The organism is Brachybacterium sp. 107 (genome assembly GCF_052379725.1).
Classification (GTDB): domain Bacteria; phylum Actinomycetota; class Actinomycetes; order Actinomycetales; family Dermabacteraceae; genus Brachybacterium.
In genome coordinates, this window is sequence record NZ_JBQSYW010000022.1 from 14992 (window position 1) to 29084 (window position 14093).

Consider the following 14093-nt stretch of genomic DNA (forward strand, 5'->3'; position numbering starts at 1 on the left):
CATGATCGTCACCGCAGACCCGGGGCCCGTCGGCTCGCCCACCAGCAAGGACGCCGCAGGGTTCCTCGCGACCTCCGCCCTGCGCTACGAAGCCAGCGCCGGAGAGAGCGCTGAGACGACGCTGCCGGCGCTGGACGGCCTGCCCTCCGCGGTGGGTCGCACGATCGAAGGCGGCGACGTGCTGCGGTTCTACGTGTACCCGCAGCTCGATGCGGAGCTGACCTGGGGCGCCACGCACGTCTCGATCGATCTCGTGTTCAAGGACGGTTCGCGTCTCTCCGAGCTCGACTCGCGCGACCAGTACGGGACCCCGGCCAGTGCCGATGGGATCGGCGGGGGGAAGATCCTGTACGCCGACCAGTGGAACGACGTGCAGGTCGCACTCGACGCCGCTGTCGGGCGCACCATCGCCGAGGTGCTGCTGGTGGCCGCCATCCCTGCCGACACCGTCGACACCGTCGACGGGCAGCCGGAGGACACCCTCACCGCTGACTCGGCCCCCGAGGGTCCGGGCGCGAGCCTGCTGGACATCGACCTGGAGCGGAGCGACCCGTCGGGGCGGGTCCTGGCGCAGACCGATCCGTCCCTCGGAGCGTCGCAGATCTCATCCTGGGACTTCGGCGACGAGACCGATCTCGAGGACGACGCCGAAGGGAACTCCGGTCCGACGGACGACGCCGACCCGATCGCGACGGACGGCGTCACCGCTCCTGCGGCGGTGGAGACCAGCGAGGAGACTGGCGAGGAGCCGGTCGAGGCCAGCGCCGCCGCTGAGCCTGTCGCCCCCGCTGAGTCCGTCAGCCCCGCTGAGCCCGTCGCCCCCGCTGAGCCCGTCGGCCCCGTGGAGCTGATCGGCTGGATCGACGGCCCCTACGTCGGCCCGCTCCCCGCGGACCCACCCCTCGAGGACTACGTGGCCTGGGTGGACACTCGGCGCGGAACGTACGCCTCCGGCGACTTCTCCCGCGGCAACAACCTCCCGCTGACCGCCGTCCCCAACGGCTTCGCCTTCTTCACCCCGGTGACCGATGCGCGCACCAGCCGCTGGCTGTACGAGTACCACCGCCGCAACGGGGAGGACAACCGTCCCCGCCTGCAGGGCCTGGCGATCTCCCACCAGCCCAGCCCCTGGATGGGGGATCGCAGCCAGTTCGTGCTCATGCCGATGCAGGGAGATGCTCCCGACGCCACCCCGGCCGCCCGCGCCCTGGGCTTCGACCACGCCCAGGAGACGGCGCGCCCGGACCTCTACGAGGTGGCGCTCGACGGCGGGACCGCACTGCGACTGGCACCGACCGACCACGGCGCCGTCTGCGAGATCGACTACTCCGCGCAGGCAGGAACCCCGCACCTGCTGCTCGAGGGCGTCGACGAGCACAGCCGCATCGACGCGGCCGGTGCCGTGTTCGACGGCACGCTGCGCGCCTGGGTCGACTCGAGCCTGGCCGAGGGCTTCGAGCGCGCCGACGGGGCCACCCGCATGTTCGTCCTGGCCGAGGTGGAGCCGGCCCCGATCGCGGTGGCCACCGCGCAGGGCGAGTCCACCGGCAGCGTGCTCACCTTCGCCGAGGGCACCGAGCACGTCACGGTGCGTCTGGTCACCAGCTTCATCAGCGTGGAGCAGGGACGCCGCACCTTCGCCCAGGAGGTGCAGGGGCGATCCCTCGAGCAGGTCCGCGGGGACGCGCACGCCGCGTGGACCGAGCGCCTGCGGGTGATCGAGCCGGGAACCGCGACCCCGGCCCAGCGACGCACCCTGTACGGGAACCTGTACCGCCTGAACCTCTACCCCAACTCCCAGTGGGAGAACGCCGGGACCGCTCAGCGGGTCTCACCGATGCACGCGAGCCCGGTGCGCCCGCCCAAGGGCGACGCCACCGATTCGCGCACCAACGCCCAGGTGCTGCCCGGGAAGCTGCACGTCAACAACGGGTTCTGGGACACCTATCGCACCGCCTGGCCGGCCTACGCGCTGCTCTACCCGGAGGTGGCCGCCGAGATCGCCGACGGCTTCGTGCAGCAGTACCGCGAGGGCGGCTGGATCGCCCGCTGGTCCTCGCCCGGCTACGCGGACTGCATGACCGGGACCAGCAGCGACGTCGCCTTCGCCGATCTCGCCGTCAAGGGGGTGGCCCTGCCCGATCCGGTCGCCGCCTACGAGTCGGGCCTGCGCAACGCGACCGTGACCCCGCCGATGACCGAGGTGGGGCGCAAGGGCAACGAGCGGGCCGTGTTCACGGGATACGTCGATACCGACACCGAGGAATCCGTGTCGTGGGCCCTCGAGGCCCACATCAACGACTTCGGGCTCGCCGCCCAGGCCGAGCTGCTGGCGGCGTCGACGGAGGACGACCAGCACGCCGCACAGCTGCGCGAGGAGGCCGCCTACCTGCGGGCCCGCTCCGTGAACTACCCGCTGCTGTTCGACCCGGCCATCCACTTCTTCCAGGGCCGGCGGGCCGACGGCGCCTTCGCGCAGAGCCCCGAGGAGTTCGACCCGCGTGCCTGGGGCGGTGACTTCACCGAGACCGACGGCTGGAACTTCGCGTTCCACGTCCCGCACGACGGGGAGGGCCTCGCCGCACTGTACGGAGGGCGGCAGTTCCTGCGCGCGAAGCTCGACGAGTTCTTCTCCACCCCGGAACGAGCAGACCTCAAGGGCACCTACGGCCACGTCATCCACGAGATGGATGAGGCACGCGCCGTGCGGATGGGACAGTTCGGGGTCTCCAACCAGCCCTCGCACCACATCCCCTTCCTGTACCACCACGCCGGGACCCCCGAGATCGCCTCGCAGGTGGTGCGCGAGGTGCACCGTCGGCTGTTCGTGGGCGAGCAGATCGGGCAGGGCTATCCGGGGGACGAGGACAACGGCGAGATGAGCGCCTGGTGGCTGCTGACCGCGCTGGGGCTGTACCCGCTGCAGCTCGGCACCGGCCGCTACCACCTGGTGGCCCCGCTGTTCGACCATGTGCACGTCAAGCCGCTGGGCGGGGAGCCGTTCACCGTGATCGCCGAGCCACGCGAAGCCGGAGCCGACTGCATCGTGGGCATGACCCTCGATGACACGGAGCACCGCGATGCCTGGATCGACCACGAGGACCTGCACGGCCGCCTGCACGTCACGCTCGGATCCCGGGCCGACGCCGAGGCCTCGGACTGGGGCGCCGTGCCGCCGTCGGCCACCCCCGTGGGGCACCACCCGCAGCCGCTGCGGGACCTCTTCGGCACGGATCCCTCGGACCCGCTGCGGGACGACGACTCCCGGACCGAGCAGACGTGGGACACCTCGAGCGTCGTGATCGACCTGCCCGAGCTGGGCGAGCCCCTCGTGACCCGGTTCCTCACCCTGACCTCGTCGGCGGAGACCGGCGGGGACCCGATCGCCTGGCGGCTGGAGGGGTCGCAGGACGGAGAGACGTGGGAGCTGCTGGACGAGCGCACGGACCAGAGCTTCCGTTGGCGCCGGCAGACGCGCCCCTTCCAGATCCCCTCGCCGCGCGGGTTCACCCACCACCGCCTGGAGATCACCACCGCCCAGGGGCCGTTGCGCCTGGCGGAGCTGGAGCTCCTGGCCTGAGGCCGCGCCCTGTGACCGGCCGGCACAGCAGGGCACCGGGGTCGACCGCTGGGGTCCCGTGCCGGGCGTCGAGCGCGCTCCACGGCCAGGTCATCAGCGCCCACACCACGGCGATCGCGACGGCTTCGACCAGCAGGTACTGCGGCCAGGGGCCCATCACATCCAGGATGCTGGGGCCGGCGGGGGCGCGGTTGAGGTAGCCGTAGTTCGCGCCCGTCAGCGCGTTCCCGACGACGGCGACAGCCGCCCACGCCACGGTCGCCGCATAGGCGACGCCATAGCCGCGCCAGGTGGGCCGGAAGCGGAGACCCCAGATCAGCACGATGGGTGCCAGGACACCGCTCGCGTGGGCGATCCAGTATTCGGTGAATTCGAGCGGTATCCACACGAAGTAGTTCACGTCCGGCGTGAGCACCGACTGCATGTTCAGCGTCAGGCCCCAGAAGTAGGTCACCACGATCGCCCAGGGTGCTCGGGTGATCAGGGCCAGCGGCACGATGAATCGCAGAGCGTCGGAGAAGTGCAGCGGGAGGGACTCGTCGAGGTTCCAGGACCAGGGCAGGAAACCCCACACGGTCCAGAGCACGCTGTTGGCCAGCAGGATCCACCCGGCCACTCGCAGCGAACGGTCCACCACTGCTGGGTGCGCTCGCCGGGCCCACACCACCAGAGCGATCGCTGCGAGGACGACCAGGGCGAGGGCACTCAGATGCGCGCCCCCGTAGGCAGGCATCTGCCCGAGCGGACCTGCGAGGAGCAGGCCCTGGCTCGGCCCGGTTCCCGGCATCGCTGTCCCTCCTCGCATCCGTGCCCGCACTGCGCGCTGTTCGTCGTGGGTTGGCGGCTGACCACTGAGGGTTGGCGGCTGCCGGCTGCCGGCTGCCGGTTGCCGATTGGCGGCTGACGGCGCTGTGCGGCAAGGACACCGTCGCGGCGATCAGATCCGAGACTACGAGAGCGCCCCGCCGTGGCGGGGCGCTCTGCGCAAGGTCGTACGGGAACTACGGGAACTACGGGAACTACGGTTCGTGCGTGCCGATGGGCCCCGTCGGAGTCAGGCGACCAGGGCCTGCTTCCTGCTCGAGCTCTCCTTGAGCACGGTGACCACGGCGGCCGCGACGAGAGTGCCGGCGAGGACCGCGAGGACGAAGCCCCAGATCGGGCTGATCGCGAAGGCGACGAAGATGCCGCCGTGCGGAGCCTGGGAGCCGACGCCGAATGCCATGATCAGGGCGCCGGTGACCGCCCCGCCGGTCATCATCGAGGGGATCACGCGCAGCGGGTCCGCCGCGGCGAAGGGGATCGACCCCTCGGTGATGAAGGCCGCGCCGAGCAGCCAGGCGGTGGTGCCGTTCTCCCGCTCGACCGGGGTGTACAGCTTCCGGCGCACCACGGTGGACAGCGCCATCGCGAGCGGCGGCACCATGCCGGCGGCCATCACGGCGGCCATGATCTGGAAGGAGGCCTCGGTGCCCTGCGAGAGTCCCGCGGTGGCGAAGAGGTAGGCCGCCTTGTTGACGGGGCCGCCCAGGTCGAAGCACATCATGAGGCCGATGATCACGCCGAGCAGGATCGCGGAGGAGCCGGACATCCCGGTCAGCCCGTCCTGGAGCGCGGTCATCAGCGAGGCGAGAGGACGGCCCAGGAACATCAGCATCAGACCGCCCACGACGAGCGTGGTGAGCAGCGGGATGATCACGACGGGCATGAGGCCCGCGAGCCACCGCGGCGGCTTCAGCGTCGTGAACCACAGGGCCACGAGACCGGCCAGGAGACCGGTGATCAGACCGCCCAGGAAGCCGGCGCCGACCAGCACGGAGACCGCGCCGCCGATGAACCCGGGGGCGATCCCGGGACGGCCGGCGAGTCCGTAGGCGATGTAGCCGGACAGGGCGGCGACCAGGAAGCCCATGCCGAGGTTGCCGACGGTGAAGAACACGGCGCCGAGGTAGAGGGCGAGGCCCGCCCGCTCCGTCAGCATCTGGCCCGTCGCCGCCTCGTACGACATGTGGTCCGGGAGCGAGGTGAGCGAGTAGCTGGTGGCGACGTCCTGGGCCACGAAGGCGACGTCGAATCCGGCGATGAGGAAGCCGAGCGCCATGAGCAGGCCGCCGGCCGCGACGAATGGGATCATGTAGGACACGCCCGTCATGACCGATGCCTGGATCCGCTTGGGCCAGGACTGCTGGCTCCCGGAGCCGGACGCGGATCCCGAGCCCTTCTCCGAGCTGCCCGATGCCGCCGGGACGCGCCGGGCCGAGGGGTCCGAGGAGGCCGCGACGGCCTCGTCGATCATCTGCGGGCCGTGGGAGATGGCGCGCTTGACCGGGTGCTCGATCAGCGGGAGGCCGGCGAAGCGCTCGCGGCCGGAGATGTTCACGTCTGCCGCGATGATCAGGGCGCTGGCGGCGGCGATCTGTGCGTCGGTGAACGGGGTGATGCCGCCGGAGCCCTGGGTCTCCACGTGCAGCTCGACGCCCTTCTCCTTCGCGGCGTTCTCGAGGGACTCGGCCGCCATGTAGGTATGGGCGATGCCGGTGGGGCACGAGGTGATCGCGAGCAGCACGGGCGCGTCGCCCGCCGTGGAGTCGGACGACGCCGCGGTGGATCCTGCAGCGACGGCTCCGACGGCTCCGACGGCTCCGACGGCTCCGACGGCTCCGACGGCTCCGACGGCTCCGACGGCTCCGACGGTTCCGGCGGCGCCGGGAGATCCGGCGGCCGCCGCGTCGCCCGACGCGGCGGCTGGCTGCGCCGACGGCTCGGGCTCGATCACGCCCATCACCAGGTCGGAGACCTCCTGGGGCTCCTTGGCGGCGCGCAAATCCGCGAGGAACTCGGGACGGATCAGGGCGCGGGAGAGCTGGGCGAGCAGCTTCAGGTGCTGGTCGTCGGTGCCCGCCGGGGCGGCGATGCCGATGATGAGGTCCGCAGGCCCGTCGGCCGACCCGAAATCGACCGGCTCGGACAGGCGCAGGAAGCCCAGTGCCGCCTCGTGGACCGCCTCGGTGCGGCAGTGCGGGATCGCGAAACCGCCGGGCATGCCGGTGGCGAAGGATTCCTCGCGCTTGAGCAGTCCGGCCTCGAGGCCGTCGCGGTCCGCGCGGCCGGTGGCGGAGATCAGATCGGCCATCAGGCCGATCACGGCGTGCTTGTCACCGGGAGGGGCCACCTCCAGGCGGACCAGCTCGGGGGTCATCAGTGACCCGGGCATGTGTGCTCCTTCGAACGGGCTGTCCCGCGGGGGCGGGACGGGGGAGAGACAGGGAGGGACGGGCGGAAGGGGAGGGATCAGAACTGGACGACGCCCTCCGCAGCGATGCGGACCTGATCGGGACGGGGGATGGTGGTGCCGGGCAGGCCGACGGCGGCCGTCCCGTACGCGAGGGCGCGGGCCAGGCGCAGGCCGGGGGCCTCGCCGAGCTCGCGGCTGATCAGGTAGCCGGCGGTCGCGGAGTCGCCGGCGCCGACGGTCGAGACCACGGGGGAGGAGGCCGAGGGGCAGTACCAGGCGGCGCCTTCGGTGGCGAGCAGTCCGCCGGCCGCGCCGAGGGTCACGAGCACGGCTCCGACACCGCGGTGGTGGAGGTTCAGAGCCGCGTCGCGGACGCCTTCGAGGTTCCCATCGCTCACCTGGCTCTCGAGCACGTCGCCGGACACGCCGACGATCTGGCCGAGCTCCTCGGCATTGGGCTTGAGGAAGTCCGGAGCAGTGCCGGGAAGGGCTGCGGCAACAGCTGCGAGCGGCGCATCCGAGGTGTCGACGCCGACGCGGGCGCCGCGCGCCTGCAGCAGCTCGATCAGGCGCACGTACTCGTCGGCCGGGAGCCCCGGTGCGAGCGAGCCGGAGAGCATGACGATGTCCCCGTCCCCGACGCAAGAGATCAGCAGCTGCTCGAGCCCCGCGATCTCCTCCTCGCCGAGCGTGGCGCCGGGTTCGTTGAGCTTGGTGGTGACCTGGGGAGAGGACAGCACGGTGAGGTTCGTGCGCACCGGGCCGAGGATCGGAGCGGCGCGGTGGGGGAGCTCCTCGGCCTCGAGGAGGGTGAGCAGGGGATCCGACGGGGCTGCCGGCAGGATCGCGGTCACGTCGATCCCGGCGCGGTGCACGCCGAGCGCGACGTTGATGCCCTTGCCGCCGGGCTGGGTGCTGTCGGCGCCGATGCGGTGCACCCCGCCGGGGACGAGCGGGCCGCCGAGGTCGATGGTGCGGTCCAGCGAGGGGTTCGCGGTGAAGGTGACGATCATGCGCGGATCACCTCGACCCCGGCGTCGGTGAGCTGGCGCAGCACCTCGGGCGGCAGGCCGTCGTCGGTGACGAGGGTGTCGATGTCCGCGGCGCGCGCGAAGGTCACCAGGTGTCGGGAACCGGCCTTCGAGGAATCGGCGAGGACGACCCGCAGCCCGGCGGAGCGGACCATCGCGTTCTTCACCGCGGCCTCGTCGGGGTCCGGGGTGGTGAACCCCTCGCCGTCCAGGCCGTTGCAGCCCAGGAACGCCACCTCGGGATGGAGGAGGCGGATCGCGTCGACCGTCGAGGAGCCGACGGCGGCCTGAGTGGTGGGGCGCACGCGGCCGGGGAGCACGTGCACCTCGAGATCGGTGTGGACGAGAGCGCCCTGGGCGATCGCGGGAGCATTGGTGATCACGGGGCCGCGCCGACCGGAGAGATGGGGGAGGAGCTCTGCGGTGGTGCTCCCGGCGTCGATCAGCACGGCGGCGCCCGGATCTGCGGGGAGCAGACGCACGGCGGCCGTCGCGATCCGTCGTTTCACGTCGACGTTGGTGGTGCGGCGGGACTCGAGGTCGGGCTCGACCTCGGTGGTGCGCCGGGGCACTGCGCCGCCGTGGACCCGGGTCAGCGAGCCCTGTCCCGCGAGCTGGTCGAGGTCGCGCCGAACGGTCTCGGTGGCGACGTCGAACTGCGCGGAGAGGTCCGTGACGGCGACCCGGCCGGACTGCGCGAGGGTGTCGAGGATCTGTCGCTGGCGTTCGCGGGCGTACATGGGATCACCTGCCTCATCGAAGGGGGATCGCGGGCGTCGAGCGAGCCTCGGCTCCGCAGATGACCGCACACTACGCCACAAAGCCACATGAAACAACAGTTAATATCTGTGGGAATGTGTGGCTGAATGCATGAGTCGGGGGCAGCAGGGCGATGGCGGGCGAGCTGAACGGCGCGGCCAGCATCCTGCGCGGAGGTGCTGGTGGGACGGGGCCAGGGCGCGGTCAGGGCCGCTGCAGCCGGAGATCAGCCAGAGCTCAGCCAGCGATCCACCGGTGGAAGGCCGGTCCGGACGAGTCGACCGTCACGCAGGCGCCCGCTGCGCGGGCTCGAGCGCATGCGGGCCGATACCATCGTTGCTCTCTGCGTCGATCGCACCCCGAGGAGAAGAGAAAAGATGTCCCAGGCCTACCATGCCGACTCGTCCGAGCTGTCGACCAAGGAGGTCCTGACCTGGGAGCTGTTCGGCACCGCCTCGCGGGAGCTGGCGCAGATCATCGCTGATTCTGCGTTCGAGCCGGAGATCGTCATCGCGGTGGCCCGTGGCGGTCTGCTGCCGGCCGGGTCCCTCTCCTACGCCCTGGGCCTGAAGCTCGCCGACGCGATCAACGTCGAGTTCTACACCGACGTGCACGAGACCTTGCCCGAGCCGGTTCTGCTCGCGCCGATGCTGGACAACGAGTCGATCCAGGGCAAGCGACTGCTCGTGGTCGACGATGTCGCCGACTCCGGCCGCACCCTCGCCCTCGTGCTCGACCTGCTGCGCGAGCAGGGCGCCGACGCCCGCAGTGCGGTGCTGTACTCGAAGTCCGCCTCCGTCGTCTCCCCAGACTTCGTGTGGCGGCGCACCGATGAGTGGATCGTCTTCCCGTGGTCGGCCGAGCCGCCGGTGGTCGCGAACCAGGGTGCCGCCGCGACGGACTGACGCACCGAGGACGGACGCGCGCTTCTTCATGTCGTCCGCGATATCCGCCCAGGTGGCAGGGCATGAGTGCTCTTCCGCCCTCGGGCGCGGGCGCGGTGCGCAGAGATTGCTACGATCGCGAGATCGAGCTAAAGTAGGTATCTACCTACGACGGAGATGATCGTGATGACGACGATAAGTGCTGGTCAGTTCAACCGCGACGTCAGCGCGGCCAAGCGCGAGGCCGGTCATGGACCGGTCGTGATCACCGATCGCGGCGAGCCTGCCTTCGTTCTCCTGTCGATCGAGGAATACCGACGTCTGGGAGAAGACGGCGCAGATCTGGTCGAGCGGTTGAGCATGGTCGATGACGTCGACTTCGACGTCGAGCCGATCAAGGTCGGTCTGAGGGTTCCTGACCTGTGAGCTATCTGCTCGACACGAACGTGGTCAGCGAGCTTCGCAAACCGGAGCACAAGGCCGACCCGATGGTGCGCTCGTGGGTCGCATCCCGTGCCCCGTCAGACCTGTACCTGTCGGTACTGACGATCATGGAGATCGAGATCGGGATCGGACGACTAGCTCGTCGAGATCCTGCTCAGGCGGGTCGTCTGCAGACATGGCTGGAGGATGATCTGCTCAAGGTGTTCGCGGGCCGAATCCTTTCCATGGATCTCGCCGTGGCCCGGCGGGCGGCGCGGCTGCATGTTCCTGATCCGAGTCCAGAGCGGGACGCCATGATCGCCGCCACGGCGGCAGTCCACGCCTTGACCGTGGTGACGCGCAACGTCAAGGATTTCGAGCAGTTGGATGTCGCGCTCATCGATCCGTGGGGACGACGCGAGGACGGGTAGACACCACCAGCGGCGAGACGCGAGACCCGAGCCGTGCTGTCATCGTGTCCTCACTGGAGGTCCGGGGCGTCTGTTCGGACGAAGCGTATCGATGCCACAGCGGCAGCGATGATCGCCCAGGCGGCCAAGGCCAGCATGGCTGTGATCGGTGTGATTCCTGTGGTCGTCACCGTTGACCCGGTGAGCGCGGCTAGCGGGTTTGTTCCGCTGATGTCGGGAACGAGGCCGAACGGAAGAAAGAGTGCGGGGTTGGGTGTGCCGACGATGAGGAGCGTGATCGGCCGTATGACGCTTTCGACGATGATCGCCGCTCCGAGCACGATGATCACCGTGACCGGGCTGCGAGCGAGCAAGCCGATGGCGAATCCGATCGCGGCATAGAGAACGAGAGCGAGAGCGCCCTTGCCCCATAGCCCGGCCAGCGCGACGGTGTCGAGTTGCAGTGGCGCGCCGTGGATGGCGAGGCCGATGGTGAGCAGGAGGCCCCGGATCACGACGAGCACGACGACCCCAGCGATCACCGTGAGGGCGAGAGCGGTCATCTTGGCGAGCAGCAGCTGCGCCCGGCGGGGTTCGGCGAGGGCACTGGCGGTGAGCGATCCGCGCCGGTGTTCGGTGGTAATGGTCAACGCACCGATGAGCAGGGCTGCGATGGCGGGGAGGCCGCTGCCGGTTCCAGAGTTGCCCAGCAGGTCGATGATGACTTCTTGGGTTGCGGGAGCGTCGAGGCTTAACGCAGCGAGCTGGGACGGGTCGAGTTGGTCGGCGTCAGTGGCATTCGGGATGACCTCGTTCAGGGCGATCAGCCCGTCGATGATCGAGGGCAGCAGGACAAGGAGCAGCCCGATGAATACGGCCTCGGCGACGACGAGGATCCCGATGATCCTCGCGACGAGCGAGAAGCGGAGGCGAAGCAGTTCGCTGGCGATCACGCTCCCACCTCCTGCGTGGCAGAGGCTGTATGGAGTGTGGAGAGGTAGAAGGCTTCGAGGTCGACGCCTTCGGGCAGCTGGCCGAGGGTCGTCTCGGCCAGAATGCGACCACTGCCGATGATGACGACGTCGTCGATGAACCGATCAAGTTCTGCCAGGACGTGGCTGGTCAGCAGCACGGTGGCTCCGCGGTCTGCGTAGTCGCGCAGGAGGGTGCGCATCCAGATCATGCCCTCCGGATCGAGCCCGTTGGCCGGCTCATCGAGGATCAGTGTGCTCGGCTCCGGAAGCAGCGCGAGGGCAAGACCGAGTCGTCGCCGCATGCCTTGCGAGAAAGTCCTGATCTTCCGGTTCGCGACCTCGGACAGTCCCACCTCGTGAAGCACGCGGGGTATCCGCGACCTCGAGGTGTGGGTTGCGGCGCACGCGATGCGCAGCTGCTTGGTCGGCGTCAGACCTGGGTGCAGGCCGGCGTTCTCCAGGAGCACGCCGACCGACCGCCCGGGGTGCGCGATCGCCCGGTACGGGTAGCCGCCGAAGGTGGCAGAGCCTGTGGCGGCAGCGGTGAGCGCCAGCAGTATGCGAATGGTCGTGGTCTTGCCCGAGCCGTTCGGACCCAGGTATCCAGTAACGCGACCCGGGCGGGCCGCGAACGAGATATCGCGGAGAACGTCGCGATCGCTGAACCTCTTGCTGAGGCCCTGGACCTCGATCGCGAGACCGGACAGCGGTGGCGGAGCATCGGCTTCATCATTCATGCGTCCAGCGTGTCGGGGTCGGAGCCCACGGCACATCTGTCGCAAGACAGATTTCCCGGGGACGCCGCGAGAAGTCCATCCTCCGACAGATGCCGATCTCCCCGCACTCAGACATCATGGGGGCATGTCTTCGGCGACTTCGACCGGTAGCACCGGCAGGTACGACACCCTCGTCGTCCTGGCGGTCGGCGCCTTGAGCGTGGCTGTGGGTGCCCTGTATCTGTGGGCGATCCACGACTACATCATCGACGGTGGAGTCGCACGGTACGTCGTGTTTCTCGTGGTCAACACGCTGGCCGCCGGCCTGCTGTGGTGGCATCGGCGGTACCCGCTGATGGTGTTCGCCGGGGTGCTGCTGGTCTTTCTCGCCAGCTCGATACTGATCGGACAGACCGGCAGTGCGGCGTTCACACTGTCGCTCTGGTTCAGCGTCTACGCCGTTGCCGCGTATGCGCCGTTTCGACTCGGGCTGATCGTCGTGGCGTCTGGGTGGCTGCTCGGTACCTTCCTGAAAGTGGGGCTCGCCGTCCGGAACGGACTGGGGGTCACAGTGCCCGAGATTGGTCTGGTCACGCTGGATATCGGTTTCTTCTTCGTCGCATGCTCTGCGGTGGGGTACGGATTCCGTCTCCAACGGCAGCGTGCCTGCGACGCTGCTGAGCGCGCCTGGCTGGTCGAGAAGCACTCGCGCGCGGTGAATGCCGAGGCCATCGCGACGGAACGCAACCGTCTCGCTCGCGATCTGCATGACCTCGCAGCCCATGAGGTCATGGACGTCCTGCTTTCCCTTCGGGCACTGCGGCTCACCAGCGACGAGCCGATCCTCACCGAGGTGGAGGAGAAGACCGCACGGGCCCTGGACACCATGCGCACGGTGGTCCGTGCTCTGCGGGAGGACGATGTCGACGACCCGACCCGCATGCCCCTCGACGAGGCTGCCCGCGAACTCATCGCCGCCGTAGCCAGGGAAAGGGGACTCACCGTGGATCCGCACGTCCGGGTGCCTGCCAGCGTGGGCGACGCCGCATCCTCCACGGTGCTCAGCATCTTGAAGGAAGCTCTGCTCAACGCCGATGCCCATGCCCCGGGACACACGGTCACCGTCGCCCTCGACGCCGATAGCGACCGCGTGCAATTGACCGTCACCAATCCGACCAGTCAGCACCTCGGCAGTGAGGAGCGATCGTCGCCGAAGCGCTTCCGGAACACGGGCACGGGCTACGGGCTGATCGGTGCGGCCGAACGAGCCACGCTCCTGGGCGGGACGCTGGAGGCCGCCCCCACACCGAACGGTGACTGGCTTGTAGCGCTCACACTGCCGAACCAGCCATCTGCTGATCAGGCTTACGCCGTCGGGGGGAACGCATGATCCGCGTGCTGATCGCTGATGACCAGCCCAGCGTCCGTCGCTCGCTTCGCACTTTTCTCGAAGTCGACGGCGACATCGAGGTCGTGGGTGAAGCCTCCAATGGCCAAGAAGCCGTCGAACGTGCCTGCCGACTGCGACCTGACGTCGTGCTGATGGACGTGCGGATGCCCGGGGGCGACGGCCTCACTGCGACTGCTCAGCTCTCTGATCCGACCGCTGGGCGGCCGGTGCCCGTCCTCGTGATCACGACCTTCGATCTCGACGAATATGTCTTCGGGGCGCTGGAGAATGGGGCTGCGGGATTCCTGCTCAAAGATGCCGATCCAACGCATCTGACCCTCACAGTGAGGGCTGCTGCGGCCGGAGACGGACTGGTCTCTCCTGCGGTGACCGGCCGCGTGATCCGCGAGTTCGCCCGCCGGAGGCCAGCCAAAAAATCGTCTCTGCCGCTGCCCGACCTGACTGCTCGGGAGAGCGACGTCCTCACCGCCCTCGCTGACGGACAGAGCAACGCCGAGATCGCAGAGAGCCTGTTCGTGGAGGTCGGTACGGTGAAGACCCATGTCTCACGCATCATCGCCAAGCTCGGCGTCCGTGACCGCGTCCAGGCCGCTATTTGGTCGCATCAGAATCCCCACTGGAACCGTGAGGATGGAGCGGGAACGCGGTGAGCCGGCGGGCCTCCACGTGC

12 protein-coding genes are annotated in these 14093 nt (G+C 69.4%); 6 read left to right on the forward strand and 6 right to left on the reverse strand.

Annotated features, from left to right (window positions below; all coding sequences use genetic code 11):
* Nucleotide 1: 1 nt before the first annotated feature.
* Entirely contained in the window at nt 2-3580 is a 3579-nt protein-coding gene (locus ACT3UL_RS17010; protein ID WP_444579553.1) for a GH92 family glycosyl hydrolase, read from the forward strand.
* Here ACT3UL_RS17010 and ACT3UL_RS17015 read toward each other — a convergent pair.
* From ACT3UL_RS17015 to ACT3UL_RS17030, 4 genes are all read right to left on the reverse strand, one after another.
* Nucleotides 3528-4367 (reverse strand): YwaF family protein, encoded by an 840-nt coding sequence (locus ACT3UL_RS17015; protein ID WP_444579554.1) that lies wholly within the window; start codon nt 4365-4367, stop codon nt 3528-3530. The two genes, ACT3UL_RS17010 and ACT3UL_RS17015, sit on opposite strands and share 53 nt — an antisense overlap.
* 267 nt (nt 4368-4634) lie before the next feature.
* A complete protein-coding gene (locus tag ACT3UL_RS17020; RefSeq protein ID WP_444579555.1) occupies nt 4635-6794 on the reverse strand; it encodes a PTS fructose transporter subunit IIABC in 2160 nt (719 codons plus the stop codon).
* Between the two features lie 77 nt (nt 6795-6871).
* Complete coding sequence (locus tag ACT3UL_RS17025; protein ID WP_444579556.1) at nt 6872-7828, reverse strand: 1-phosphofructokinase family hexose kinase; 957 nt, start codon at nt 7826-7828, stop codon at nt 6872-6874.
* The gene (locus ACT3UL_RS17030; protein WP_444579557.1) at nt 7825-8586 is read right to left on the reverse strand and encodes a DeoR/GlpR family DNA-binding transcription regulator; all 762 of its coding nucleotides are present in this window, start codon (nt 8584-8586) and stop codon (nt 7825-7827) included. The genes ACT3UL_RS17025 and ACT3UL_RS17030 overlap by 4 nt, the downstream gene beginning before the upstream one ends.
* Before the next feature lie 396 nt (nt 8587-8982).
* On the opposite strand from ACT3UL_RS17030, the gene ACT3UL_RS17035 reads away from it, so the two are divergent.
* The 3 genes from ACT3UL_RS17035 to ACT3UL_RS17045 all read left to right on the forward strand — a co-directional run bounded on the left by ACT3UL_RS17035 (nt 8983) and on the right by ACT3UL_RS17045 (nt 10343).
* Nucleotides 8983-9510, forward strand: coding sequence for a phosphoribosyltransferase (locus ACT3UL_RS17035; RefSeq protein ID WP_193117936.1), 528 nt, complete (start codon nt 8983-8985; stop codon nt 9508-9510).
* Between the two features lie 156 nt (nt 9511-9666).
* Nucleotides 9667-9915 (forward strand): type II toxin-antitoxin system Phd/YefM family antitoxin, encoded by a 249-nt coding sequence (locus tag ACT3UL_RS17040; protein ID WP_226850371.1) that lies wholly within the window; start codon nt 9667-9669, stop codon nt 9913-9915.
* Nucleotides 9912-10343: a type II toxin-antitoxin system VapC family toxin gene (locus tag ACT3UL_RS17045; RefSeq protein ID WP_193117937.1), complete on the forward strand. Its 432-nt coding sequence runs from the start codon at nt 9912-9914 to the stop codon at nt 10341-10343. Before ACT3UL_RS17040 ends, ACT3UL_RS17045 begins: the two co-directional genes overlap by 4 nt.
* Nucleotides 10344-10393: 50 nt before the next feature.
* On the opposite strand, the gene ACT3UL_RS17050 is transcribed toward ACT3UL_RS17045, so the two are convergent.
* Both ACT3UL_RS17050 and ACT3UL_RS17055 read right to left on the reverse strand, forming a co-directional pair.
* Nucleotides 10394-11275 carry an ABC transporter permease subunit gene (locus ACT3UL_RS17050; RefSeq protein ID WP_193117938.1) on the reverse strand — a complete coding sequence of 294 codons (882 nt, stop codon included), beginning with the start codon at nt 11273-11275 and terminating at the stop codon, nt 10394-10396.
* Nucleotides 11272-12033: an ABC transporter ATP-binding protein gene (locus tag ACT3UL_RS17055; RefSeq protein WP_444579558.1), complete on the reverse strand. Its 762-nt coding sequence runs from the start codon at nt 12031-12033 to the stop codon at nt 11272-11274. The genes ACT3UL_RS17050 and ACT3UL_RS17055 overlap by 4 nt, the downstream gene beginning before the upstream one ends.
* Before the next feature lie 124 nt (nt 12034-12157).
* Here ACT3UL_RS17055 and ACT3UL_RS17060 point away from each other — a divergent pair, with 124 nt between their 5' ends.
* The gene (locus ACT3UL_RS17060; protein ID WP_444579559.1) at nt 12158-13402 is read left to right on the forward strand and encodes a sensor histidine kinase; all 1245 of its coding nucleotides are present in this window, start codon (nt 12158-12160) and stop codon (nt 13400-13402) included.
* Nucleotides 13399-14073, forward strand: a complete 675-nt coding sequence (locus tag ACT3UL_RS17065; RefSeq protein ID WP_444579560.1) for a response regulator — start codon at nt 13399-13401, stop codon at nt 14071-14073. Before ACT3UL_RS17060 ends, ACT3UL_RS17065 begins: the two co-directional genes overlap by 4 nt.
* Nucleotides 14074-14093 lie beyond the last annotated feature (20 nt).